Origin of the sequence: Nocardia abscessus (assembly GCF_015477775.1) — a bacterium.
GTDB lineage: Bacteria > Actinomycetota > Actinomycetes > Mycobacteriales > Mycobacteriaceae > Nocardia > Nocardia abscessus_A.
The window spans coordinates 748498-773407 of the sequence record NZ_JADLQO010000001.1; the positions used below are offsets into that span (position 1 = coordinate 748498).

The window sequence follows — 24910 nt, forward strand, 5'->3', positions numbered from 1 at the left end:
GCGGGTCTGGGGGCAGACGTTATCCACAGGTGTTCCACAGGGGTGCGGCTTACCGCACGGCATTCGTCGGACGCGGTGCCGACGTGCCGTTCGGCGGAAATGTCCGCTTCGGCCCAGGCAGGGGCACGATAGCGAATGTTCGTCCGAGCTCTGTCGGTGCGTGACTTCCGCTCCTGGGAGTATGCGGAACTCGAATTATCCCCAGGTCGAACCGTTTTCTTGGGATCGAATGGCAACGGTAAGACAAACCTGCTGGAAGCGATCGGCTATCTGGCCACCCTTGGTTCGCATCGTGTCGCCACGGAAGCTCCATTGATCCGCACCGGGACCGAGCGGGCCCGGATCGGAGCCACGGTGGTCAACGCCGGCCGTGAGCTGCGCATCGATGTCGAGCTGAACCAGGGCAGCCCCAATCGCGGGCAGATCAACCGCTCACCGGTCCGCCGGACCAGGGAGATCCTGGGGATTCTGCAGACGGTGTTGTTCGCGCCGGAGGACCTCGCACTGGTGCGCGGCGATCCCGGGGAACGCCGTCGCTTCATGGACGAGTTGTGCACAACCCGGCTGCCCAGATTGGCCGCGGTCCGCGGCGACTACGACCGGGTGCTGCGCCAGCGTTCGGCGCTGCTGAAATCCGCTGGGCGCCAAGCCAGGTCGAAGGCGGATCTCAGCACCCTCGACGTCTGGGACGGGCACTTGGCCGAGCATGCCGCCGTCCTGCTCGCACAGCGGTTGCGCTTGGTCCACGATCTCGCGCCCTATCTCGCCGGGGCCTATGCCTCGATCGCTCCGGAGTCGCGGCCGGCCTCGATCGCCTATCGCAGCGCCGCGCTGCCCCCGGAGTTCCTGGATCCGGCCAGACCGCCATGCCCGGAGGACACCGGGGAACTGGAGGCGATCGTGCTGCGTGAACTTGCCGCCGCTCGGTCGAAGGAACTCGAGCGCGGGGTGTGCCTGGTCGGCCCGCATCGCGACGAACTGGACCTGATGCTCGGGGATTCCCCCGCGAAGGGATTTGCCAGCCACGGCGAATCGTGGTCGTTCGCGCTGGCCCTTCGATTGGGCGCGTTCGAACTACTGCGTGCCACCGGCGCCGAACCGGTACTGCTGCTCGACGACGTGTTCGCCGAACTCGATCGCCGTCGCCGTGCCGCGCTCGCGGCCGTCGCGGCGGAGGCGGAGCAAGTGCTGATCACGGCGGCCGTGCCGGAGGACGTGCCCGCCGAGCTGGCGGCCGTGCCGCTGCGGGTGGAAACCAAGGGCGGCCCCGATAGCCGTGTTTCGCAGATCGTCGCGCAGGGCGGGTCCTGGAGCGGCGAACCGGGGAACGACGATGCCGAGTACCCGGCACTCGAGCGAGAGGAAGATCCGCTCACCGGTGCGCCGGAATCCCGCACACCATAGTTATCCACAGGAGGAATGGACAGGTGATCCGAGCGTCGGCATCGGCCGCTCCCGTCCACTACAGTGACCTGTCATCGGGAAGACCGCTCGAGCTTTCAACAGCCGAATCCGATTCCCCAACACCTGTGGAAAACTCCTCCGGCCGTGACGGAACGATTCTGTGGAGCATGTTTCGGCAACAGTCGAGCAAGCGACCAGTGTCGTTCGGAAATACGGCCTTTTGGGCGTCGAACAGGGTATTCGGCAAGCCGGATCGGCGGTTGACCCACGCTGTAACCACCACTGGCAACCTTCTGTGCAGGCTGGGGACAACTTGAACAAAACTGGGGACAAACTACCGGCCGCGAAGGAAGAGGGGCGATGAGCGATCAGCCCGCGGAGCCCGAATCCGCAGGCCCGGAGCCTGAATTGCGCGGGATCGATCTGGCTCGGCGTGCCCTGGAGGAGGCGCGCGCCGCGGCGCGGGCGAGCGGCAAGGCGGTCGGGCAGGGGCGTTCGTCGCCCCAGCGCAGGCTGCGGGCCGGCGGCCGCAGGCGGACCGGATGGTCCGGCGCCGGCCCGGACGACCGCGATCCCCAGCCGCTGTTCAAGCTGACGGGCTCCATCGCCAAGAGCCGCGGGTGGTCGAACAAGGTGGCCGAGGGCATGGTGTTCGGCCGGTGGGCGGCAGTGGTCGGCGAGGACATCGCGGCGCACGCCACACCGGTCACCCTGAAGGACGGCGTGTTGAGCATTGCCGCCGAGTCGACCGCTTGGGCGACCCAGTTGCGCATGCTGCAGGGCCAGATCCTCGCGAAGATCAACGCCGCTGTCGGCCAGGGGGTGGTGACCTCGCTGAAGATCTCGGGGCCTGCCGCGCCGAGCTGGCGCAAGGGTGAGCGTCATATCAAAGGTCGCGGACCCCGCGACACCTACGGGTGACCACACAAAGCATTATCTGATACTTGGTGTTACGTTTATCTCCGGTCGGCGTTTCACGTGGAACGCCTCGCCCGGCGTCGCGCCCGGAACTCGCCGCGCCGGGTCGGAATCGTCCGGGCAGAAGGGGTTCGATGACCATCACCACGTCGGTCGGTCCGTTTCCGGCGACCGCGACCCGGACCGTCCGCCGGGATGACGTCGAACTCGCGGTCTACGAATGCGGCAATCCCGAGGGGGTGCCGGTCCTGTTGATCCACGGGTGGCCCGATACCCATCTGCTGTGGAGCCGGGTGGCCGCCCTGCTCGGCGGCCGATACCGGGTGATCGCCTTCGACAACCGGGGCGCGGGCGACAGTTCGACGCCCACCGCGGTCGAGGCGTACCGGATCGAGGAGCTCGCGGCCGATGTTCGTGCGGTCATCGACGCAGTAGCGCCGGGCGAACGGGTGCATGTGCTGGGACATGACTGGGGATCGGTGATCGGGTGGGAGGTGGTCGCCACCGCGGAGGCCGCCTCGGCTGTCGCGTCGTTCACCTCGGTGTCCGGTCCGAATCTGGACTTCCTCGGCGCTTACCTGCGTGGTCCTCTCACCGCGGCGCGGCTGCGGGGCGCGCTGGCCCAAGCCGTCGCCTCGGCCTATACCGTCGCGTTTCAGATCCCCAAGTTGCCGGATCCGGTGCTGTGGCTGTTGTCCGGCCGCTGGCCGCGCTTCCTCGCGTTCTTCGACGGTCTCGACCCCGCGCTGGTGGAGACGGCGCCGACGCTACGTGCCGATATGATCAACAGTCTGAAGCTCTACCGTGCGAACATCCGCTCCCACCTGCGCCATCCGCGCCCGCGTCCGATCGAGGTGCCCGTCCAGCTGATCGTCGCCACCGGCGACCGTGCGGTGCGGCCGGTGGTGAACGCCGAGGCCGACCGATGGGTCCCGCGTTTGACCCGGGTCGAGATCCCGGCGCGGCACTGGTCGCCGATCTCACACCCGGCGGAGCTGGCCCGGCACACCGCCGCCTTCGTCGCTCGGATCGACGCCGGGCGCTGATCCGGGCCGGCGACTCGCCACGCATCTCTCAGCCCACTTCTGATGGATCAAAAATGCCGCAAGGCGGATCCGAGTCATCGAAATCCGTTTTCTCGCATCCACGGCGCTGTGAGGGGTGTCGTAGGTGGGTTGTAAGTTGGGTGTACCAGTAGGATGGTGACGTAACTAGCGGCGATACCTTCGGCGCGTTCCGCACAGTCCGCGCGTGGACCCTAATTCTCGAGCAGGCAATCGGGGCCTCACGCGCGCTGTCCGATCGCTCTATGCCGGGATCAGCAAGTAAGGAGAGCTACCGACCAGTGGCTGCCAAAGACTCCAACGCATCGGGTTCGACCAGAGCGACCGGGAAGCAGGACTACGGTGCCTCCTCCATCAAGGTTCTCGAGGGACTCGAGGCGGTCCGCAAGCGTCCGGGCATGTACATCGGCTCCACCGGTGAGCGCGGTCTGCACCACCTGATCTGGGAGGTCGTCGACAACTCCGTCGATGAGGCGATGGCCGGGTACGCGACGAAGGTCGAGGTCACCCTCCTGGCCGACGGCGGCGTCGAAGTGGTCGACGACGGCCGCGGTATCCCCGTGGCGATGCACGCTCAAGGCGTGCCGACCATCGAGGTCGTCATGACCCAGCTGCACGCGGGCGGCAAGTTCGACTCGGATTCCTACGCGGTGTCCGGTGGTCTGCACGGCGTCGGTATCTCCGTGGTCAACGCACTGTCGACCCGCTTGGAAGCGGAGATCGACCATGACGGCTACCACTGGAGCCAGACCTACAAGGACGCCATTCCCGGCAAGCTGGTGCAGGGTGAGCCGACCAAGCAGACCGGCACGACCATCCGGTTCTGGGCGGACCCCGATGTCTTCGAGACCACCACCTACAACTTCGAGACGGTGTCCCGCAGGCTGCAGGAGATGGCATTCCTGAACAAGGGACTGACCATCAAACTCACCGACGAGCGCGTCAGCGATTCCGACGTCACCGACGAGGTGGTCAGCGAAACCGCCGAGGCGCCCAAGCATGCCGCCGAGGGCAGCGCGCCCGCCGAGCACAAGGTGAAGACCCGCACCTACCACTATCCGGGTGGTCTGGAGGACTTCGTCCGCCACATCAACCGGACCAAGCAGCCGATCCACAACTCGGTCGTCGGGTTCACCGGCAAGGGCACCGGCCACGAGCTCGAGGTGGCGATGCAGTGGAACTCCGGTTACTCCGAGTCGGTGCACACCTTCGCCAACACCATCAACACCCATGAGGGCGGCACGCACGAAGAGGGCTTCCGCGCGGCGTTGACCACGGTGGTCAACAAGTACGCGAAGGACAAGAAGCTCCTCAAGGAGAAGGACGGCAACCTCACCGGTGACGACATCCGCGAGGGGTTGGCCGCCATCGTGAGCGTCAAGGTCGGCGAGCCGCAGTTCGAGGGCCAGACGAAGACCAAGCTCGGCAACACCGAGGTGAAGTCGTTCGTGCAGCGCACCTGCAACGAGCACCTCACCCACTGGTTCGAGGCCAACCCGGCCGACGCGAAGACGATTGTGAACAAGGCGGTCTCCTCGGCGCAGGCCCGTGTCGCGGCGCGCAAGGCGCGCGAGCTGGTGCGGCGCAAGTCCGCCACCGACCTGGGCGGTCTGCCCGGCAAGCTGGCCGACTGCCGGTCCAAGGATCCGAGCAAGTCCGAGATCTACATCGTCGAGGGCGACTCCGCAGGCGGCTCGGCCAAGTCCGGCCGCGACTCGATGTACCAGGCGATCCTGCCGCTGCGCGGAAAGATCATCAACGTCGAGAAGGCGCGAATCGACAAGGTCCTCAAGAACAACGAGGTCCAGTCGATCATCACCGCGTTCGGCACGGGTATCCACGACGAGTTCGACATCAGCAAGCTGCGGTATCACAAGATCGTGCTGATGGCCGACGCCGACGTCGACGGCCAGCACATCTCGACGCTGCTGCTCACGCTGCTGTTCCGTTTCATGCGCCCGCTGGTGGAGCACGGGCACGTGTACCTGGCGCAGCCACCGCTCTACAAGCTCAAGTGGCAGCGCAACGATCCGGAGTTCGCCTACTCCGATCGCGAGCGGGACGGTCTGCTCGAAGCGGGGCTCGCCGCGGGCAAGAAGATCAACAAGGACGATGGCGTGCAGCGCTACAAGGGTCTCGGTGAGATGAACGCCAAGGAGCTGTGGGAGACGACCATGGATCCCGCGGTGCGGGTGCTTCGTCAAGTGACGCTCGATGACGCGGCTGCCGCGGACGAACTGTTCTCGGTCCTGATGGGCGAGGACGTCGAAGCGCGTCGCAGCTTCATCACCCGCAATGCCAAGGACGTTCGCTTCCTCGACGTATAGGCCGGGCGTGTGTTCACGCTGCACAGCCCCCTTTCACGTCAGGCCCGGTAAGGAGACCGCATGACCGAGACCACGCTGCCCCCGAACGGCGGTGCGGGCGACCGTATCGAACCGGTCGACATTCAGAACGAGATGCAGAGCAGCTACATCGATTACGCGATGAGCGTGATCGTCGGCCGCGCGCTGCCCGATGTGCGCGACGGCCTCAAGCCGGTGCACCGGCGCGTGCTCTACGCGATGTACGACAACGGCTACCGCCCGGACCGCGGTTACGTGAAGTCCGCCCGTCCGGTCGCCGAGACTATGGGTAACTATCACCCGCACGGTGACGCGTCGATCTACGACACGCTGGTCCGCATGGCCCAACCGTGGTCGCTGCGTTATCCGCTCGTCGACGGGCAGGGCAACTTCGGTTCCCGCGGCAACGACGGTGCCGCCGCGATGCGGTACACCGAGTGCCGCCTGACCCCGCTCGCGATGGAACTGCTGCGTGAGATCGACCACGAGACGGTCGATTTCACGCCCAACTACGACGGCCGTTCCCAGGAACCCGTCGTGCTTCCGAGCCGGGTGCCGAACCTGCTGATGAACGGCAGCAACGGCATCGCGGTCGGCATGGCGACCAACATCCCGCCGCACAACCTGAACGAGCTCGCGGAGGCGATCTACTGGGCTCTGGACAACTACGACGCGGACGAGGAAGCCACGCTGGCGGCTTGCATGGAGCGCGTCAAGGGGCCGGACTTCCCCACGCACGGACTGATCGTCGGCAGTCAGGGCATCCACGACGCCTACACGACCGGCCGCGGCTCGATCCGGATGCGCGGCGTCGTCGAGATCGAAGAGGACAACCGGGGCCGGACGACGATAGTCATCACCGAGCTCCCGTACCAGGTCAACACCGACAACTTCATCAACTCGATCGCCGAGCAGGTGAAAGACGGCAAGATCGCGGGCATCTCCGACATCCACGACGAGTCCTCCGACCGCGTGGGCATGCGGATCGTGGTGACGGTGAAGCGCGATGCCGTCGCCAAGGTGGTGCTGAACAATCTCTACAAGCACACCCAGCTGCAGACCAGCTTCGGCGCGAACATGCTCTCGATCGTCGATGGTGTGCCGCGGACGCTGCGACTCGACCAGATGATCCGGTTCTACGTCGAGCACCAGTTGAACGTCATCATCCGGCGGACGCGCTACTTGCTGCGCAAGGCGGAGGAGCGGGCCCACATCCTGCGCGGTCTGGTCAAGGCGCTCGACGCGCTGGACGAGGTCATCGCACTGATCCGGCGGTCGGCCAACACCGACACCGCCCGGCTCGGGCTGATGGAGCTGCTGGAGATCGATGAGATCCAGGCGACGGCGATCCTCGACATGCAGCTGCGTCGCCTCTCCGCCCTGGAGCGGCAGAAGATCATCGACGAGCTGGCCAAAATCGAGGCCGAGATCGCCGACTTGAAGGACATTCTGGAGAAGCCGGAGCGTCAGCGCGCCATCGTTCGCGACGAACTGGCCGAGATCGTCGAGAAGTACGGCGACGACCGGCGGACCCGCATCATCGCGGCGGACGGCGACGTGGCCGACGAGGATCTGATCGCCCGCGAGGACGTGGTCGTCACGATCACCGAGACCGGCTACGCCAAGCGCACCAAGACCGACCTCTACCGCAGCCAGAAGCGCGGCGGCAAGGGCGTGCAGGGCGCCGGCCTCAAGCAGGACGACATCGTCAAGCACTTCTTCATCACCTCGACGCACGACTGGCTGCTGTTCTTCACCAACAAGGGCCGGGTCTACCGCGCCAAGGCCTACGAACTGCCCGAGGCCAACCGCACCGCGCGCGGCCAGCACGTAGCGAACCTGCTGGCGTTCCAGCCGGACGAGAAGATCGCCCAGATCATCCAGATCAAGTCCTACGACGACGCCCCGTATCTGGTCCTCGCCACCAAGAACGGCCTGGTGAAGAAGAGCAAGCTCACCGACTTCGACTCCAACCGCAGCGGCGGCATCGTCGCGGTGAATCTGCGCGATGAGGACGAGTTGGTCGGCGCCGTACTCTGCTCGGCCTACGAAGACCTGCTCCTGGTTTCCGCGCTCGGACAGTCGATTCGATTCTCGGCGACCGACGAGGCGTTGCGGCCGATGGGGCGCGCCACCTCCGGCGTGCAGGGCATGCGGTTCAACACCAGCGATGAACTGCTGTCCCTCAATGTGGTTCGCGACGGCACATATCTGCTGGTCGCCACGTCCGGCGGCTATGCGAAGCGGACCGCGATCGAGGAGTACACCGCACAGGGCCGCGGCGGTAAAGGCGTATTGACCATCCAGTTCGACGCGAAACGTGGCACGCTGGTCGGGGCGCTCATCGTCGACGACGACGACGAGTTGTACGCGATCACCTCCGGGGGCGGCGTCATCCGGACGGCGGCGAAGCAGGTTCGTAAGGCTGGACGACAGACCAAGGGCGTGCGATTGATGAACCTCGCGGATGGCGATACCTTGCTTGCGATCGCGCGCAATGCCGACGAGCCCGATCCAGATCAGGTCCTCGGTGGCGGCGACACCGGCTCCTCCGAGAATTAATCCATCAGCGGCGGCAACGAACGGATCTAAGGATTCCCATTGACCACTCCGAATCAGCCGAATGACGAGCGGCACCAGACGAACGGTGTGACCGAGCGGATCGCACCGTCCCCGATCCCGCCGCGGCCGATCCCACGGCCGGTCTCCTCGGCCGAGAACGGTCAGCCCGGTGGCGGCCAGCAGAGCGGCGGTCAGCCGGGCGGTCACCCTGGTGGCGGACAACCCGGCGGCCACCCCGGTGGCGGACAACCCGGCGGCCACCCCGGTGGCGGTCAGCCGGGTAGTCACCCCGGTGGCGGTCAGCCGGGTAGTCACCCGGGTCAGCCGAACGGGCCGCAGTCCGGCGGGCATCCGGGTAACCAGCCCGGCGGCAACCAGCCGAACGCCCAGCCGCACGAGATTCGCGAGCAGCAGGGTGATTTCGCGCCGCAGCAGGGCGGGCCGAACCAGGCGCCCGATGGTGACGGCCAGGACCGTTTCGACCAGAAGACGGCACGGATCAGCAACCAGGCTCCGCAGTCCGCGCCCGAGAGCGAGGACAAGCAGCCGGTCGGCGCTGCCGCCAACGGCGGACAGCAGTCGCCGTACCAGGACGGGTGGGCGCAGCTGCCGCAAAGGGAGCCGCAGTCCAACCTTTACCGTCCCGGTCAGGCGCCGGTCACCGGCCGCCCCAACTCGACCGGCGGGGGCGGTCTCGGCGGTGGCACGTCCAACGCGCGCACTACCGCCGACTTGGCGGCCAAGGCGGCACGCAAGGAAGCTGCCATGGTGAAGTCGGTCGGCATCGACGGGCCCACCCGCAGCATCGCGCGACCGGAGCTGATCAAGGACATGCCGGACCTGTCCGAGATCCGGCATCCGCTGCCGCCGAGCGAAGCGCCCGGGAGCCCGCAGGCCGGGCCGGTCTCGCCCGCGGTTCCGGTCGCGGTGGCCGCCGCGGTCGCGTCCGGTGAGCCGCTGCGGGCCACGGTGCAGATCCGTCGCATCGACCCCTGGTCGACGCTGAAGATCTCGCTGGTCATCAGCGTGGCCATGTTCTTCGTGTGGATGCTGGCGGTCGGCCTGCTGTACATCGTGCTCGAGGGCATGGGCGTCTGGGAGCGGCTGAACAACACGTTCACCGACATGGTGTCCCAGGACAGCGGATCGGTGGGGCTGATCGACGCGGGCACCGTCTTCGGCTACGCGGGCGTGATCGGCCTGATCAACGTCGTGCTGTTCACCGCGCTCGGCACCGTCGGCACCTTCATCTACAACCAGTGCTGCGACCTCGTCGGCGGCATCCAGGTCACCCTGGCCGACCCCGACTAGTACGGCGTCACGAACGGCCGGTATCCCGCCACCACGGGGTACCGGCCGTTTCCGTCCGACCATCCGGACCGATACTGCCGCTGCTGCCGCATGTGAGAGTAAGTAGGGCTTCTACCAGCCGTTTTGGTTCAGCGGATGAGTGTTGTGTAGTCTCTACACGTTGTTGTTCACCGAGAACAACACCAGGTACGGGCCTATAGCTCAGGCGGTTAGAGCGCTTCGCTGATAACGAAGAGGTCGGAGGTTCAAGTCCTCCTAGGCCCACTCCATTCTCCCGATGTGGTCGTCGACCATTCGAAATTCTCTTTGATCCGGCGCTGAGAGCCCTGTGCGAAGCGCATCGATTCGTTCTCGACCGGTCTCATGGCCGGGAGTCGCTGGGTCTGCTTCGGGAAAACGGAAAAGGCGAGTGCTTCTGAGAAGCACTCGCCTTTTCGTTTGTGGAGCCTAGGGGAATCGAACCCCTAACCCCTGCCTTGCAAAGGCAGTGCTCTGCCAATTGAGCTAAGGCCCCGGCACCGTTGGTCACGGCTTGCGTGTACAGACGCCTCGAAAACGGTACCTTCTCGCCGTTGACATGGTCAAAACGGCTGGTTGCGGCGGTGCGGGTAGGGCCGCCTTCCGGCGATGTCGGCTGTGCGGGCGGGTTCGCCGCCTATGGTGGTCGCAGCGTCATGATCCGGTTTCTCGATGTGTCGTCGGTTGCTCGATGAGAGGACCCGCATGTCTCGGTATCTGTTCGCCCTCGGCCGTCAGGTCTCTCGGCTGCGCTGGTGGGTGCTGGCCGTGTGGCTGCTGCTGCTCGCCTGCGCGATCGCGTTCGCCGCGGTGAGTGGTGGCAAGACCACCGACAACTTCACCATTCCGAACACCGAGTCGCAGGATGCGGTTTCGCTGCTGAAGCAGCGGATGCCCGCCTACAGCGGCGCCCAGATGCAGGTGGTCTTCGCGACTCCCGGCATGGCGAAGGTGACCGACCCGCAACCGAGCGAACGAATCCAGCAGGTCATGGCGGATCTGCGCGGGTTGCCGCAGGTTGCCGCGGTGGTCGACCCGCTGGAGGCGAAGGTGATCGCGCCCGATCAGCGGGTCGCGCTGGGCAGTGTGCAGTTCTCGGTCCCGGTGGGGGAGGTCACCGAGGAGACGTTGGACGAGGTCGACCGCATCGCCGTGCCTGCGCGCGAGGCAGGTCTCGACGTGGAGTTCTCCGGAGCCGTCTACCCCGGCTTCACCGCCGAAGTGCCCGAAAAACCGGAGCTTCTCGGGATCGCCGCGGCGTTCGTCATCCTGCTGATCACGTTCGGGGCGGTGGTGGCCGCGGGCCTGCCCATCGTCACGGCGTTGGTCGGCGTGGCGATCGGCCTGACCGGAATCCTCGGCATTGCCGCGTTCGTCGACGTGCCGGCGGCAGCGACCTCACTGGCGTTGATGCTGGGATTGTCGTGCGGGATCGACTACGCGCTGTTCATCCTGTCCCGGCATCGGCACAACATCGTGCTGGGTCTGCCCGCGGAGGAGTCGATACCGCTGGCGGTCGGCACGGCGGGCAGTTCGGTCGTATTCGCCGCGGTGACCGTGATCATCGCGCTGTGCGGTCTGGCGGTGGCCGGTATTCCGTTCCTGACGGTCATGGGTCTGACGGCGGCGGGAGCCGTGCTGGTGGCGATGCTGGTGGCGCTGACGCTGCTGCCCGCGCTGCTCGGATTCGCCGGTGGCACGGTCGTCCGCTTCATCTCGCCGCCGCTGCATCCGGGACGCCCGGAAGAGGTGGCGCGGATCGCGGCGTACGAGCCGGAGCGCACGATGGGGCACACCTGGGGCCGGTTCGTCACGCGCTACCGGGTGCCGCTGCTCGTACTCGGCGTCGCGGCGCTGGTCGTCTTGGCGGTCCCGGTGACGCGCATACATCTCGGGTTACCCAGTGGCGAGTCGCAGCCGGAGTCGAGCACCGCTCACAAGGCCTACGACCTGGTCAGCCGCTCGTTCGGTCCCGGCTTCAACGGCCCCCTGTTGATGGTGACCGATCTGACCCGGGCCACCGTGCCGGACGCCGCGCAGACGCTGATGGACCGGCTGCGCGGCGAACCCGACGTCGCCGCGGTGCAGCCGGCGGGCAGCGGGGACGGTTTGGTGCTCATCCAGGTCGTTCCGAAGACCGGGCCGGACGACGAAGCGACGGCGGAACTGGTCACCCGGCTGCGCGACAACCGCGACCGCATCGAGGCGAACACCGGGGCCGCCTTTCTGATCGGCGGTACGACGGCCGCGAATATCGACACCTCCGACCGGCTGGCCGACGCGTTGCCGATCTTCCTGCTGGTCGTGGTCGGCCTGGCGCTGGTGCTCCTGACGATCGCCTTCCGCACCGTGCTGGTGCCGTTGTCCTCCATCGTCGGCTTCATGCTGTCGGTCTTCGCGGCGCTCGGCATCCAGGTCGCGGTGTTCCAATGGGGTTGGGGAGCGAATTTTTTCGATGTGACCGCGGCGCAGACGCTGAGCTTCCTGCCGATCATCATTCTCGCGATCATCTTCGGGCTCTCCAGCGACTACCAGATCTTCGTCGTCTCCCGGATCAAGGAGGAATACAGCCGTACGGGGGACGCGAACGGGTCGGTGCGGAACGGAGTCGCGCATTCGGCCCGGGTGGTGAGCGCGGCGGCGCTGATCATGTTCGCCGTTTTCGTGGCCTTCACCTGGGTCGACAATCCGGTCGTCAAGCCGCTGGCCTTCACGCTGGCGGTCGGCGTCGTCCTCGACGCTTTCGTGGTTCGCCTGACTTTGGTCCCGGCCGTCATGGCGCTGGTCGGTGAGCGGATGTGGTACCACCCGCGCTGGTTCGGGCGTTACGTCCCCGATCTCGATATCGAGGGGGCCGAACTGGAGAAGGAGTTCACCGGGAGCACCGTAGGCAGCGCGGCCGGTTGATGTCGCGGCACCCGGTCAGGCGGCGTCGCCCGGCACCTCGTCGAGGGATGGCAGGGGAAGCGAGCAGATCTCGCGCGCCTCGTCGGCGGGGACGCCGAACATGCGCAGCAGGTCCTCGGTGACCTGATCGGTGGCGGCAGCGTCGTCGCGGTCGGGGTGATCGTGGAGCAGCCGGCCGAGGCACAGCGCGGCCCCGGCCACGATCGTCATCGATAGTTCCGCGTCGCTCGTCTGGAACCGGCCCGTGCGGGCGGCTGCCTCGATATCGCGTCGAGCCCGAGGTGCGAGACCTTTCTCGGAGGCGGTGAGCGTCAGCCCGTTGTTGAGCAGCACCTTGCTCAGGGTCGGGATTCTCCGGTGCATACGGCCGGTGAGCCGGAAGCTCTGCGCGAAGACGTGGGCCGGGTCCTCGATGTCCGCGCAGAGGCGGTCGAGTACCGCGCCGTGCTGGTCGAGCGCCTCCTCGACCGCGGCCTGCAGGAGCTCTTCGCGGCTTTGGAAGTGGTTGTAGAACGACCCCATGCCGACATCGGCGGCCTGCGTGATCTCCAGGATCGGCGCGTTCGCTTTCCCAGTGGCGATGAACGACTGGGCCGCGGAGACGAGGGCCGCGCGGGTACGGGCCTTGCGACGCTGCAAACGGTTGGGCTCCGCCCCGGTCTGCGCTGTCATACCCGCTCCTTTCCCTGTCGATGCCTCGACCATGGTAGCGCCACAACTCAGTTATGACGAATTCCTCAAAGTTGCTTGACTGAATGTCGCGTCGCATGTGACGATATCGTCAGTCAATGGAGGGAGCGGTCGATGAGCGACCAGCACGACCCGCACACCGGATTGCACAGCGAACGCGGCGCGGTGGCGGGCGAGCATCCGGGGCGGGCGCGCGATCCGATCGTCAAAGTGCACGATCTGGCGTGGCTGGAGTTCGAGAAGCCGAATATGGAGCGCGCCGAGGTCTTCGGGCACGCGTTCGGCTTCTCGACTTCGCTGCGCACGGCCGATGAGCTGTACTTGCGCGGGGCAGACCCGGGGGCGCCGTGTGTGGTGATTCGCCGGGGCGCGCGCTCACGGTTCGTCGGCCCGGCCTTTCGCGCGGCGGACACCGCCGACCTGCTCCGGCTGGCGCGGGCCGGAAGCAGCAGGGTGGTGAACTTGCCCGAGAGCTTGGGCGGATCGACCGTAGAGCTGACCGACCCGAGCGGATTGCGGGTGCGGGTGGTCGCCGATACCCACACCTTGCCCGCCCTCCCCGCGCAGCCGCCGCACACACTCAACTTCGGGCACGAACTCGCCCGCGTGAACCGGACGCAACGGCCGCCCCGCGTGCCTGCACGGGTGCAGCGGCTCGGGCATGTGGTGGTGCAGACCACCAAGTACCGCGAAACGCTGGATTGGTATCTGCGGCACCTCGGCCTGATAGTCAGCGACTTCCTCTACTACCCGGGTCAACGCGAGCGCGGCCCGGTGATGAGCTTCATCCGCTGCGATCGCGGCCGGACGCCCGCCGACCATCACACACTGGCGTTGGTACTCGGGCCGGCGAACCGATACGTGCATTCGGCCTATCAGGTCGCCGATCTGGATGCCATGGCCGCGGGCGGGGAGTACCTGCGTGATCACGGTTACTACCGGTCGTGGGGGATCGGCAGGCATATCCAGGGCAGCCAACTCTTCGACTACTGGCGCGATCCGGACGGGTTGCTGGTCGAGCATTTCAGCGACGGCGACATGTTCGACTGCACGATGGAACCCGGCTGGGCGCCGTTCACCGCCTCCGGGCTGGCGCAGTGGGGGCCGCCGGCCAGCAAAGACTTCCTCGGCATAAAGCCGGGCCGGGAATCCGTTCGCGAGCTGCGCACGATGGTCGACGCGCTGCGCGAGGACAACGAATTCGATCTCCGTCGCCTACGCGGCCTGTTGAAAGTAGCCAGCTCATGAGCATTTCCGTTCTCCGTACCTCCGACGCCTGGTGGGTGTCCACACCCGCGGGCGCCGCCGAGGTCGATACCGCCGCGACCACCACCGCGCAACTGCTGGCCGACCGGCAGGCGATTCGCGCGGCGTCCGCGAGCGCCGAGGTGGTGCCGGTAGAGAGCCTGACGCTGGTCTCTCCGGTGACCGCGCCGTGCCGGGTGGTGGCGCAGATGACGAACTTCGCCTCGCACGTGAAGGATTCCGGCGGTGATCCGGCCACGGTGCCGCTGACGTTCTTCCGCAAGACATCCGGTTCGATCAGCGGCCCGCACGACGACGTCATCCGCCCGCCGCACGTGCGGTTGCTGGACTACGAAGTGGAGATCGGGCTGGTGTTCGGTCGAGAGATGCCGGTGGGCTCCGAGATCACCGAAACGAATGTCGCCGACTACATCGCCGGGCTCGTCGTCACCAACGACATCTCCGCCCGCGACGTCCAGTTGCCGAAAACCCAGTTCTACGAGGCGAAATCGTATCCGACCTTCACGCCGGTCGGGCCGGCGCTGGTGTTGCTGGAGGCGGACGAGCTGAAGCGGTTCACCGATTTGCGGCTGCGGTTGTGGGTCAACGGCGGGCTGCGGCAGGACATGACCGTCGCCGACATGATCTACCGGCCGCTGGAAACCCTGCGCGTGTTGACCGGTTTCCAGCGCATGGACGCCGGTGACCTGCTGCTCACCGGCACTCCCGTCGGTACGGCGATCAGTGCCCCGCCCAAACCGGTCGAGATCATCGGCTCGCTGCTGCCGCCCGCGACGAAGTGGAAGCTGTTCTTCAAAAGCCAGGCGAAGAATATGAAGTACCTGCACGACGGCGATGTCATCGAGGCAACGGTGTCCACCGACGACGGCGTCATCGATCTGGGCCGTCAGCGCACCACGGTGAGGTACCGGTGACCGAGGACCTCCTGTGGCCCCGCTACGCGGAACCGGCCGATCTGGCCGAGATCGAATCCGTGCCACTGGCCGAGCGCGGCCTGCCGGAGTCGACCTACGCCCTGCTGGTGCGAGCCGCGCGAGCACGGCCGGAGCGCACCGCCGTCACCGTGCTGCCGGAAGCGGCGCGGTGGCGGGAACCGTTGCGACGCAACTTCGCTGAATTGCTCGCCGATGTGCACCGATACGCGAACCTGCTGTACGAAATCGGCGTACGCCGCACCGACGCGGTGGCCTTGATCGCGCCGAACTGCGCCGAACTGATCCCGGCGACTCTCGCCGCGCAGCTCGCCGGAGTCGCCGCACCGATCAACGGTGGACTGTCCCACCGCCACATCGCCGAATTGCTCCAGCGCACCGGAGCTCGCGTGCTCGTCACCGCCGGACCCGAATTGTCCGCTGCCGCTTGGAATACCGCCCGCGCCCTGGCCGCCGACGGCATGGTGGACGCGGTGCTCGCGCTGCGGCCGACCGGCGCGGACGAGCCGGAGCCGCTGGAAACCATCGACGGCGTGCGCGTCGGCTATCTCGACGAACTGGCCGCCGCGCACGACGCGGCCGCCTTCGCCGGGAAGCCGCCGCTCGCGCGGGACCTCGCCGCGTTGTTCCACACCGGCGGCACCACCGGTGTGCCGAAGCTGGCGGCGCACACCCACGCCAACGAAGTCGCCAACGCGTGGATGATCGCCGCGAATTCTGTGCTCGACGACGACGCAGTGGTGTTCGCGGCCCTGCCGCTGTTCCACGTCAACGCGGTGGTCGTCACTCTGCTCGCGCCCTTGTTCAAGGGTCAGCCGGTGGTGTGGGCCGGACCGCTCGGCTACCGGGACCTCGCGATCTACGGCGAGTTCTGGAAGATCGTCGAGCACTACCGGCTCGCCGCGATGAGCGCGGTGCCCACCGTCTACGCGGTGCTCGCGCAGTGCCCGGTCGACGCGGACATCAGCAGTCTGCGCTACGCGATGGTGGGCGCATCGCCGCTGCCGCCCGCGGTTCGGGAGAGCTTCCAGACGCACACCGGGATCACCCTGGTCGAGGGCTACGGACTCACCGAGGCGACCTGCGCCAGCGCGCGCAGCTTCCCTGAGCTGCCCCGTCCGGGGGCGGTCGGCCAGCGTATGCCCTACCAGCGGGTGAAGGTGGTCCGAATCGGCACGGACGGTGCTCGGACGGAACTGCCCACCGGCGAAACCGGCGTGCTGACCATCGGCGGGCCCACTGTGTTCGCCGGTTACGTGACCGGCCGCGACCGGCGAGGCTACGCGCTCGACGGCATGGGCACACTGGTCGACGGCTGGCTCGACACCGGCGACCTCGCCCATATCGACGCGGACGGCTTCATTCATCTGCGCGGCCGCGCGAAGGATCTGATCATCCGCGGCGGCCACAATATCGACCCGGCCATGATCGAGGACGCTCTGCTGGCCCACCCGCAGGTGACCACCGCGGGCGCGGTCGGCCGCCCCGACGTCCATGCCGGGGAGGTTCCGGTCGTGTACGTCACCCTCGCGGTCGGCGCCGACGTCGGGGAAACCGAACTGCTCGAATGGGCAGGCAAGCGGGTACCTGAGCGTGCCGCCGCACCGAAGACGGTCACGGTGCTCGACGTGCTGCCGGTCACCGACGTGGGCAAGCCCTACAAGCTCGGGCTGCGCGCCGACGCCACGCGCCGCGAGCTCGTGGACGCACTCGGTGCGACCGCGGGGGTACGCGGCATCGCGGCCACCGTCGAGGACGGAGCGATCGTCGCCTCTGTCGAACTGGACGACACCGGCGACGAGAGCGCCGTCGCGGCGGTTCTGGGCCGGTACGCGATCGAGTGGAAGATCGAGGTGCGTCGATGAGCGTCGCATCTGTCGCGCTGGCCCTGGTCTTGGCGGTGTTCTTCGCGGCGCTCGGTGCGGCGAAGGTGCTTGCGGTGCCATCGATGCGGGAGCGCGCAGCGCACGTCGGATACACCGTCGCGGCCTACCGCGCGATCGGCGCCGCTGAGATCGCCGGTGCGCTCGGCCTGTTGCTCGGCATCGGTTGGTGGCAGCTCGGAGTCGCGGCGGGGATCGGCCTGGTGCTGCTGCTCGGCGGCGCTGTCGTCGTCCATGTGCGCACCGGCGACGGAGTGCGTGAGTTCGCCCCCGCGATCGTGAGCTGCTTGCTCACTGTCGCGTACGTCGTGACACAGTTCGGAGCGACCCGGTGAACGTTCCGGTCGTGATCGTCGGCGCAGGCCCGACCGGGCTCACCGCGGCCGTGCTGCTCGCCCGATACGGCGTCGAGTCGCTCGTGCTGGAGCGCTGGGAAGGCATCTATCCGCAACCGCGCGCGGTGCACTTGGACGGCGAAATCCGCAGGCTGCTGGCGAGGCTGGGCGTGGGAGCGGAATTCGACGCCATCTCCAGGCCCGCGCTGGGGCTGCGCCTGCTCGACCGAAACCACCGGGTGCTGGCCGAATTCCGCCGCGATCCCGCGGGCGGCCGCAACGGGCACCCGGACGCGAACATGTTCGACCAACCAGAGCTGGAGGGACTCCTGCGCACCGCTGTGCGGCGCCATCCGGAGGTGACTCTTCGCGGTGACGTCGAAGTCACGGCGGTGATCCAGGAGGCCGACTACGTCCGGGTCGAGTTCACCGACCGGACCACCGGCGCGACGGAGTCGGTCCATGCGCGATACGTGCTCGGCTGCGACGGGGCCAACAGCCTGATTCGTGCCGCCATCGGCGCTCGCATGCGCGACCTGAACTTCGAGCAACGGTGGCTGGTGATCGATGTGGCGACAACGGCGGAACTCGGAGCGTGGGAGGGCGTACATCAGGTTTGTGATCCGGTCCGCGCCGCGACCTACATGCGCATCGGCACGACGCGGCACCGGTGGGAGTTCCGGCTGCGTCCCGGCGAGGCCGCGGCGGACTACGACGGGATCGGTCGGCTCCACGAGCTGATCCGTCCCTGGACCGGCGACGTTCCGGCCGAAGAACTCCAGCTGATCCGGGTGGCCGAATACACCTTCCGCGCTCAGTTGGCCGACCGCTGGCGAGCGGGCCGGGTCTTCCTGCTGGGCGACGCGGCCCATCTCACACCGCCCTTCATCGGTCAGGGTATGGGCGCAGGACTGCGCGACGCGGCCAACCTCACCTGGAAGCTCGCCGGAGTTCTCGCCGGAAGCCTGCCGGAGCGAGTCCTGGACTCTTACGAGAGCGAACGAAAGCCGCACGCGCGGACCATGATCCGGCTTGCCAAGATCACCGGCATGGCCATGACCGACGGCGGTGAACTGGGCGATCTCCTGCGCCGCCTCCTCGCTCCGCAGCTGCGTCGCCTGCCCGGTTTTCACGCTCTCGCGACCAGCGGCCGCACACCGCCGCTGTGCCGGTCCGAACTCGTCACGCGGCGGGGTCCGTGGCACGGCCGGGCGGGCCATCTGGTTCCCAACGCGGTGCTGGACGACGGCCGTCGCTACGACGACGTCGTCGCGGGCCGGTACACGATCGTCACCACGATCGAACCGACATCCGCGCAGCGCACCCGGATCCGCGATCACGGCGCAGCGCTGGTCATCGTTGGCCGGGCGGACGAACTGGGCCGCTGGCTGCGCCGGGGCGGTACCCGTGCCGTACTCGTGCGGCCCGACGGCGCCGTTCAGTACGCCGCCCGCGAGCTGTCGGCGCTGTGTGCGGCCATGCCGCGATTCCACCCCGGTTCCCGGGGCGAGTGACCCTCAGTTCGTAACTGACGAAATGTTCAATATTCCCGGATGTCCCGCTCGCGGTCCGCTACTGCCGGCCGGGGCTGAGCCGGGCGTCCGGGCTCGGCTTCTTCTGGGCCGGCTCCCAGCAGCGCAGTAGGGTGGACACCATGAAAATTCTTCTCACCGCCGGTGTCGTGGTCCTGGTCCTCTTCGGCATCTCCAAGCTGCGCCGGCGCGGCGACGCGGACATGTGGCACGAGGTGACCACGCGCTGACCCACGGGGCCTTAGCTCAATTGGCAGAGCACTGCCTTTGCAAGGCAGGGGTTAGGGGTTCGATTCCCCTAGGCTCCACGAACACGTAGTTCAAGCTCGTTCCGTGCGTTATGACCGCTAGCTGTCGGGGACCGCGGGCGCACCACGAGGTGCCCGGTGGACTTCCCAGAGTGAGTCGGCTGTGTCTCCGACCGAGGAATCCACCTCGACACCGACGCTGGAGACCTCCTCGCGCGATTTCCAAGTCTGGGTCATCACGTCGCCGGTCGCGGCGTACACGTCACGATCGATGTTCGTCCGGCTGTGCAGGTGGCCGGACATCGACGCCGCCGCGGAACCTCCGGGTCGAGCCGGGCTACAAGACAGCAGGACCAGCGGCCCCGGCCTCGTGGCCAGCGCTTGCGCCAGATGCTTGTTCTCGGCCAGTAACTCCGCGTATGTCGCTCCATCGATCTGCACCGGTTTCGATCCCCAACGCCCCGTCTTGACCGAGACGTGGAACGTGCGGGCGTCCGCGTGCGCATGCGCGTAAACGGGATCGGTGTCCGCCCACGGCGCCGTACGCCGACGGCCGAATATCCACTTGGGCTTCTTCGCCTCCGGATCCTCCTTCCAGAACGCGTAGTGCACCTGATCGCTGGACCTGAATTTCGCGCGTGCCCATCGCTTCTTGCTCCCGGCATCGCCACTTCTCGAAGGGAACGACACACCGATGACGTTTCCTTGCGCATCTTTCAGGGGAACACTGACGACCTCGTCGGCCCGGAAGCGGACGAACTGGCCCGAACGAAGATCCGCCCCGACCAGGCGCCGGGCAACGGGTTGTGTGTCCGGATCCCGGAACGGGAGTGCGCCTTCTGCATCGGCGTGCTCCAGGCGCCCAGCAGTCGCCCGTAAGTGACCGCCGGTGCCAGTGAGTCTGCCTGCCACCGATCGCGCGGCATTCCCGACAGCCGTATCCAGACGCCCGATCACCTGGGCGATTACGGGTAACACTGTGCGCGGTCACAAATTCGGGTCGGCGTTCCGCAGAATTTCCGCGACGAGGCGGAACGGCGCCGGTCCGCCAGGATTGAACAGGATATCGGCACCCGAGGGGATGACTGAGGGAAGTTCGCTGCCCAATACCGGCCACCAGTGGCCGGAACGCACGTCCACCTTCTGGGCTTCGGCGGTGGCTACGAGCACACAGGGGACGCCGTCCGGGGAGGTGTCCACAATCGGCTGGTCCTGCTCGTCACACACGATCTCGACTACCGAGTCGCGGATCAGCTTCACCAGTTCGTCGCCGACCGGCTCGCCTGCGGCAACCGAGCGCAGCAACGCATCCGTGGGGTCGGTCGGCGTCTCGTCGTCGCCGGGAAGGTATGCCGGATTGGGTTGAAACGGACCGGCTTTGCCGTCCTCGTCCATCATCCAGCCGCCGACCACGGCTTCCGTCGGTGGTTCCGACCAGGGGGTGGCCGGCTTCCACCCGGGATCGAGTAGCAATAGCCAGTCATCACGCTGGATCGTCACCGGTTGCGGCTCCATCACGCAAACTGCCCTTCTCGACAGGGTCCCTCATCATCGAACCGCGAAAGTCGTCACCGTAATCATCGGTCTGGCACAGTTCGAGCAAACATCGCATGTTCCCAATACGGGGAAGTCTCGCTCTGGGCGGCGAGTGCCGTAACTGTGACGCGAGAGGCATGGTGATGTGAGGTGGGTTGCCTCCCGGTCGGCGCCCGGGCGGCTGGATGGATTTCTCGGTCGAGAACCTGGTGCTCTGTGTCCAATTGGACACAGAGCACAAGCGGCACAGCCGCGACAGAGCGTCCTAATCGGACGATATTCGCTCGGCTTGTGCCACACTGGCCCAGCACAGTAATGCACTCCTCACCCTGGGAGGACCGTCTATGACGAATTCTGTTGCGCCACTCGAATTGCCCGAACCCCTGGTCATCACGCTGGGGAATCTGAAGGGCGGTGTCGGAAAAACGACATCGGCGTTCTTCTTGGCGAGTTACTTCGCTTCGGTGCACGAACTGCGGGTGCTGGTGATCGACGCCGACCCGCTCAGCCAGACCGGGTACTCCTGGTATCGGCGGCTGGTCAAAGGGGGCGTCGAGGTGCCGTTCGACCTGGTCGCGTTTCCTTCCCGGCACGTGAACGACTGCATCACGGACAATGCCGCCGATTTCGACGTCATCATCGTGGATGCCGGTGGCGAGTCGGCCGAGATCTTCAAGGCCGCTATTCCGGAGAGCGACGAGCTTCTGCTGTTGACGAGTGTCAGCCCCTCCGAGGTGAAGCGAGTGCCGAGTACGTTCAAAGCCGCCGAGGAAGCGGCAGCCGGTAGCAATCGGGAAATCCGGGTGCGAGTGCTGATGACCAAAGTGCCGGTGATCATGAAGAAAGGCTTGAACGTCTCGACCGAATACCGGGCGCAGCGCGGGCACCTGGAAAGCGCGGGCTACGACGTGTTCAATTCCTATCTGAGCGCGTGGAAATGGTATCGGGAGGCGGCCGACGGGGAGGTCGGCGAGGGAGCCGAGAACCCGATCGATGATCTGGGCGAGTACCGGCAGGTGGGCGACGAGCTGGTGAACTCCTACCGCGTCCTCATGGAGGTGTCGGCCTGATGCCTCCGCAACGCAGGAAAGGTTCGATCGGCGGCGCGAATCCGCTATCCGACGGCGCCGAGCACACACCACCGGTCTCGCCGCTGCGCGATGCCGAATGGCGGCGGCCGAAAGCTGCTGTGAGCCCGAATGTTCTGACCATGCCGGTGCCGGACGCGGGTGACGGTCCGCTGAGCGATCGGGAACGGGCCCAACTGACGGTGTGCGAGTCGTCGATCGACACGCTGCGCATCGCATTCTGGGCGGCCGGGCGTGCTCTGCAGATCGTGCGGGACGGCAGGCTGTACCGCGACAGCCACGAGACCTTCGACGAGTACGTGGAACAGCGGTGGGACATGCAGCGGTCATACGCCCACAAGCTCATTCGCGCTTGGCCGCTGGCTGCCCGGCTGCATCCGGTGGCGCCTGCGATCAATGAGGGCCAGGTTCGTGAATTGCTGCCGATCGCAGCCGAATACGGCGAGGACGCGGCGGTCACCGTCTACACCACGATCGCCGCCGGCGCCGACGTGAAGGTGACGGCGGGAAAGCTCCGGCAAGCGATCGCGCTGCTTCCCGAACGCTATGACGAGGACGTGGTGGTCGAGCGCCTCCAGGCGTGGCTGCGCGGTGAACTGCCTGCGGACCCGAACGACCGTGCGGCGGATATCTTCAGCACCGTGGAATCCCGTCTCGCGGCGCTGACCAGGCGCGTCGTCAAAGGGTCGAGCGACGATCCGCGCGCGGCACGTGAATTCGCGGCGAGGCTGCGGACGATCGCGAAACAGATCGAGGAGCAGATCACCGCATGAAGTTCCCCGACGCGCAGAAGCCCCGTGGCGGGAGTCATTCCCAGCGGGGCGCTGTGCATCCCGGATGAATAATTCCGGTGAGGCGAATTGATATCCGGAAAGCTGTAGCGAAACGAGTTATTGTTTTGTTACGAAATATGGGCGTGTTGAGCTTTACGTGATGTGTTCTATGCCGAAAGGTGAACGCTCGGATCGGATCCGCTGGACTGACGAAGCACCGTGATGGTTTTCGAATCAATTCGAGGTCTTTGGTGAAGTCCGTCGCGCCGGGAATCGCGGCGACGTACGGGCCCCCCGCCGAAGGACGACGATATGAGCATCGGAGGACCGCATCATGGCATCATCGACCGACGTCCGATATACCCGCTACCTGCGACGTGCCGTCTTCTGGGCACTCACCGCCGGAGCGGCCGCCCTCATGGGCATGTTGTTCAGCGCCGCGGAGGCATCGGCTCAGCCGGTGACCATCCCCGGCGTGGGAACATTCGAGATATCCAACGAAATTTCGTTGTCCGGCCCACCGGAAGAATTGTTCCGGCACAACGCGATACTTCCGGTCATCGATGCTCCGGTGACGGCAGCGATCTACGAAATCGAGAACACCGCCGCCGCCGCGCTTCCGGAAATCGAGATAGCGCCCGCCACGCTCGGCCCGGCGATCGAATTCCCGGTTTCGGTGGTCGTCCCCGTGATCGAGGTGCCGCTGCCGACGAGCGTTCCGGCGATCGAGATCCCGCTGCTGGGCGCGCTTCCGGAGATCGAGCTACCGTTCCTCGCGGACATTCCGCAGATCATGCCCCGGGCACCCACCCCGCCCGCCACGGTGATACCGCAGAAGACCGCAGGCGAAATGGCAGTCGACGCGGCACGAACCAAACTCGGCGCCGATTACAACTACGGCGCGGTCGGCCCCGACTCCTTCGATTGCTCGGGACTGGTGCAGTGGTCATACGATCAGGCCGGGGTAGACCTCCCGCGTACCAGCTACGACCAGCTCGCCACCGGAACGCCGGTACCCCTCGACGATCTGCAACCGGGCGACATGGTCTCGTTCTACGGCGGAAGTCACTCCGCCATCTACGCCGGCGACGGCAAAGTCATCCACGCATCGACCTATGGCACCGGGGTGACCACCTCTCCGCTCTCCTCGATGCCGGTGACCGGCGCCCGCCGATTCTGACTTCCTCGAACTCGTCGACAGCCACCACAGCCGCGAGCATCGGCAGCCGCGTGGCAGCGGTTTCACTGGGTGAGGGGACCGTGCCGGTCCAGATGCAGGTAGGTGAATCCGGTGACGAGCAGGCACACGACGGTCGCGGTGATCAGCATGGCCCAGCCGGCGACCAGCAGGCTCAGCAGTCCGCCGAGCAACGCTCCGAGCGCGAAACTCGCATAGAGCAGGAAGTATCCGAGCCAGTCCGCGTAGTCGCCGCCGCTGATATGACGTTCGATGCCCTGCCCCATCTTGACCAAGGTTCCCGTGACATAGCTGAGCGGCACCGACACCTCACCGTTCTGCACGAACGATGTATTGAGCGCCCCGACGCCGAAGGCGACGAACATGATCGGCAGCAGCCCGATCGGCTCGGTGGTCGTCTGGTATTCCAAGATGTCGATGGCCGAAGCGAGCGCCAGGCAGACAGTGGTGAGCAGGGTGGCTCCGTGCGGGTGCCCGGACCAGTAGCGCCTGCGGCACCACGAGGCCACGACCACCCCGGAGAGGAACGACATCAGCAATCCGGCGGCCGCCAACGCCATGTCCGGCTCGTCGTGGAAATACCCGAGGACGGCCCGTTCGGTATTGCCCGTCATGAAGGTGACGAAGTAGCCAGCCGTATGCATGAACGCCGCGGCGCCGATCAACCCGGCGAGCGCGGCCAGCACCCAGGACAGTCTTGCCTCGCTGTCGAAAAGCGCCTCTCTGCGACTTTCTTCCAGCTCCGGCACAGGTCGAACTCCTTCCGGTAAGGGGGGCGACACCCCAGTGAAGCAGGCTGCGCAGCGGAATTCGCCAACGCAGCGCCGGTGGTTGCCGATCGATCGCCTGCGCTCTGTGGTGGCAGTCGGTTCCTGCGCGGTAACCGAGTAATTCGGAAGT

The 24910-nt window shown here is 66.6% G+C and carries 19 protein-coding genes and 3 tRNA genes; 17 read left to right on the top strand and 5 right to left on the bottom strand.

The genetic code is table 11. The features are described from left to right. Positions 1 to 135 precede the first annotated feature (135 nt). The 7 genes from recF to IU450_RS03560 all read left to right on the top strand — a co-directional run bounded on the left by recF (position 136) and on the right by IU450_RS03560 (position 9868). Positions 136 to 1404, top strand: a complete 1269-nt coding sequence (gene recF, locus IU450_RS03530; RefSeq protein ID WP_195148290.1) for a DNA replication/repair protein RecF — start codon at positions 136 to 138, stop codon at positions 1402 to 1404. A gap of 360 nt (positions 1405 to 1764) precedes the next feature. After that, on the top strand, positions 1765 to 2325 hold the full coding sequence (locus IU450_RS03535; RefSeq protein WP_195148291.1) for a DUF721 family protein: 561 nt from the start codon (positions 1765 to 1767) through the stop codon (positions 2323 to 2325). A 131-nt stretch (positions 2326 to 2456) separates the two neighbouring features. Further along, positions 2457 to 3368 (top strand): alpha/beta fold hydrolase, encoded by a 912-nt coding sequence (locus IU450_RS03540; RefSeq protein ID WP_195148292.1) that lies wholly within the window; start codon positions 2457 to 2459, stop codon positions 3366 to 3368. 299 nt (positions 3369 to 3667) lie between these two features. Continuing rightward, positions 3668 to 5713 (top strand): DNA topoisomerase (ATP-hydrolyzing) subunit B, encoded by a 2046-nt coding sequence (gene gyrB / locus IU450_RS03545; protein ID WP_195148293.1) that lies wholly within the window; start codon positions 3668 to 3670, stop codon positions 5711 to 5713. Positions 5714 to 5773: 60 nt separating this feature from the next. Continuing rightward, the gene (gene gyrA, locus IU450_RS03550) at positions 5774 to 8293 is read left to right on the top strand and encodes a DNA gyrase subunit A (RefSeq protein ID WP_195148294.1); all 2520 of its coding nucleotides are present in this window, start codon (positions 5774 to 5776) and stop codon (positions 8291 to 8293) included. A 39-nt stretch (positions 8294 to 8332) separates the two neighbouring features. Next, complete coding sequence (locus IU450_RS03555) at positions 8333 to 9604, top strand: DUF3566 domain-containing protein (protein ID WP_228833930.1); 1272 nt, start codon at positions 8333 to 8335, stop codon at positions 9602 to 9604. A gap of 190 nt (positions 9605 to 9794) precedes the next feature. After that, a tRNA-Ile gene (locus IU450_RS03560) sits at positions 9795 to 9868 on the top strand. A 177-nt stretch (positions 9869 to 10045) separates the two neighbouring features. Here the strand turns inward: IU450_RS03560 and IU450_RS03565 are convergent. Beyond that, positions 10046 to 10118: transfer RNA gene (locus IU450_RS03565), tRNA-Ala, on the bottom strand. A gap of 209 nt (positions 10119 to 10327) precedes the next feature. Between IU450_RS03565 and IU450_RS03570 the strand changes: the two genes are divergently transcribed. After that, positions 10328 to 12529, top strand: a complete 2202-nt coding sequence (locus IU450_RS03570; RefSeq protein ID WP_195148295.1) for an MMPL family transporter — start codon at positions 10328 to 10330, stop codon at positions 12527 to 12529. Between the two features lie 15 nt (positions 12530 to 12544). Here the strand turns inward: IU450_RS03570 and IU450_RS03575 are convergent, their stop codons facing one another. Then, on the bottom strand, positions 12545 to 13201 hold the full coding sequence (locus tag IU450_RS03575; protein WP_195148296.1) for a TetR/AcrR family transcriptional regulator: 657 nt from the start codon (positions 13199 to 13201) through the stop codon (positions 12545 to 12547). A gap of 132 nt (positions 13202 to 13333) precedes the next feature. Here IU450_RS03575 and IU450_RS03580 point away from each other — a divergent pair, with 132 nt between their 5' ends. The 6 genes from IU450_RS03580 (at position 13334) to IU450_RS03605 (ending at position 19475) form a co-directional block, all read left to right on the top strand. Then, a complete protein-coding gene (locus tag IU450_RS03580) occupies positions 13334 to 14467 on the top strand; it encodes a VOC family protein (protein ID WP_195148297.1) in 1134 nt (377 codons plus the stop codon). Then, positions 14464 to 15399: a fumarylacetoacetate hydrolase family protein gene (locus IU450_RS03585; RefSeq protein ID WP_195148298.1), complete on the top strand. Its 936-nt coding sequence runs from the start codon at positions 14464 to 14466 to the stop codon at positions 15397 to 15399. The genes IU450_RS03580 and IU450_RS03585 overlap by 4 nt, the downstream gene beginning before the upstream one ends. Further along, on the top strand, positions 15396 to 17282 hold the full coding sequence (locus IU450_RS03590) for an acyl-CoA synthetase (protein ID WP_195148299.1): 1887 nt from the start codon (positions 15396 to 15398) through the stop codon (positions 17280 to 17282). The genes IU450_RS03585 and IU450_RS03590 overlap by 4 nt, the downstream gene beginning before the upstream one ends. Beyond that, on the top strand, positions 17279 to 17635 hold the full coding sequence (locus IU450_RS03595) for a DoxX family protein (protein WP_195148300.1): 357 nt from the start codon (positions 17279 to 17281) through the stop codon (positions 17633 to 17635). The genes IU450_RS03590 and IU450_RS03595 overlap by 4 nt, the downstream gene beginning before the upstream one ends. Next, a complete protein-coding gene (locus tag IU450_RS03600) occupies positions 17632 to 19149 on the top strand; it encodes a bifunctional 3-(3-hydroxy-phenyl)propionate/3-hydroxycinnamic acid hydroxylase (protein WP_324197513.1) in 1518 nt (505 codons plus the stop codon). Before IU450_RS03595 ends, IU450_RS03600 begins: the two co-directional genes overlap by 4 nt. A 253-nt stretch (positions 19150 to 19402) precedes the next feature. After that, positions 19403 to 19475 (top strand) — tRNA-Ala (locus IU450_RS03605). 39 nt (positions 19476 to 19514) lie between these two features. Here the strand turns inward: IU450_RS03605 and IU450_RS03610 are convergent. Together IU450_RS03610 and IU450_RS03615 are read right to left on the bottom strand one after the other, a co-directional pair. Beyond that, complete coding sequence (locus tag IU450_RS03610) at positions 19515 to 20105, bottom strand: hypothetical protein (protein WP_195148301.1); 591 nt, start codon at positions 20103 to 20105, stop codon at positions 19515 to 19517. Positions 20106 to 20402: 297 nt separating this feature from the next. After that, a complete protein-coding gene (locus IU450_RS03615; protein ID WP_195148302.1) occupies positions 20403 to 20930 on the bottom strand; it encodes a type VII secretion system-associated protein in 528 nt (175 codons plus the stop codon). Between the two features lie 365 nt (positions 20931 to 21295). Here IU450_RS03615 and IU450_RS03620 point away from each other — a divergent pair, with 365 nt between their 5' ends. The 3 genes from IU450_RS03620 (at position 21296) to IU450_RS41250 (ending at position 23992) form a co-directional block, all read left to right on the top strand. After that, a complete protein-coding gene (locus IU450_RS03620; RefSeq protein ID WP_195148303.1) occupies positions 21296 to 22021 on the top strand; it encodes a ParA family protein in 726 nt (241 codons plus the stop codon). Further along, a complete protein-coding gene (locus IU450_RS03625; RefSeq protein WP_195148304.1) occupies positions 22021 to 22812 on the top strand; it encodes a hypothetical protein in 792 nt (263 codons plus the stop codon). The genes IU450_RS03620 and IU450_RS03625 overlap by 1 nt, the downstream gene beginning before the upstream one ends. A 334-nt stretch (positions 22813 to 23146) precedes the next feature. After that, on the top strand, positions 23147 to 23992 hold the full coding sequence (locus IU450_RS41250; protein WP_416382832.1) for a C40 family peptidase: 846 nt from the start codon (positions 23147 to 23149) through the stop codon (positions 23990 to 23992). Positions 23993 to 24054: 62 nt separating this feature from the next. Here the strand turns inward: IU450_RS41250 and IU450_RS03635 are convergent, their stop codons facing one another. Beyond that, on the bottom strand, positions 24055 to 24759 hold the full coding sequence (locus tag IU450_RS03635) for a YoaK family protein (protein ID WP_324197514.1): 705 nt from the start codon (positions 24757 to 24759) through the stop codon (positions 24055 to 24057). Positions 24760 to 24910 lie beyond the last annotated feature (151 nt).

Coding starts and splice junctions, on each gene's coding strand:
- recF (WP_195148290.1), top strand. CDS start 136: ATGTTCGTCCGAGCTCTGTCGGTGCGTGACTTCCGCTCCTGGGAGTAT.
- IU450_RS03535 (WP_195148291.1), top strand. CDS start 1,765: ATGAGCGATCAGCCCGCGGAGCCCGAATCCGCAGGCCCGGAGCCTGAA.
- IU450_RS03540 (WP_195148292.1), top strand. CDS start 2,457: ATGACCATCACCACGTCGGTCGGTCCGTTTCCGGCGACCGCGACCCGG.
- gyrA (WP_195148294.1), top strand. CDS start 5,774: ATGACCGAGACCACGCTGCCCCCGAACGGCGGTGCGGGCGACCGTATC.
- IU450_RS03570 (WP_195148295.1), top strand. CDS start 10,328: ATGTCTCGGTATCTGTTCGCCCTCGGCCGTCAGGTCTCTCGGCTGCGC.
- IU450_RS03575 (WP_195148296.1), bottom strand. CDS start 13,201: ATGACAGCGCAGACCGGGGCGGAGCCCAACCGTTTGCAGCGTCGCAAG.
- IU450_RS03580 (WP_195148297.1), top strand. CDS start 13,334: ATGAGCGACCAGCACGACCCGCACACCGGATTGCACAGCGAACGCGGC.
- IU450_RS03585 (WP_195148298.1), top strand. CDS start 14,464: ATGAGCATTTCCGTTCTCCGTACCTCCGACGCCTGGTGGGTGTCCACA.
- IU450_RS03595 (WP_195148300.1), top strand. CDS start 17,279: ATGAGCGTCGCATCTGTCGCGCTGGCCCTGGTCTTGGCGGTGTTCTTC.
- IU450_RS03615 (WP_195148302.1), bottom strand. CDS start 20,930: ATGGAGCCGCAACCGGTGACGATCCAGCGTGATGACTGGCTATTGCTA.
- IU450_RS03620 (WP_195148303.1), top strand. CDS start 21,296: ATGACGAATTCTGTTGCGCCACTCGAATTGCCCGAACCCCTGGTCATC.
- IU450_RS03625 (WP_195148304.1), top strand. CDS start 22,021: ATGCCTCCGCAACGCAGGAAAGGTTCGATCGGCGGCGCGAATCCGCTA.
- IU450_RS41250 (WP_416382832.1), top strand. CDS start 23,147: ATGGCATCATCGACCGACGTCCGATATACCCGCTACCTGCGACGTGCC.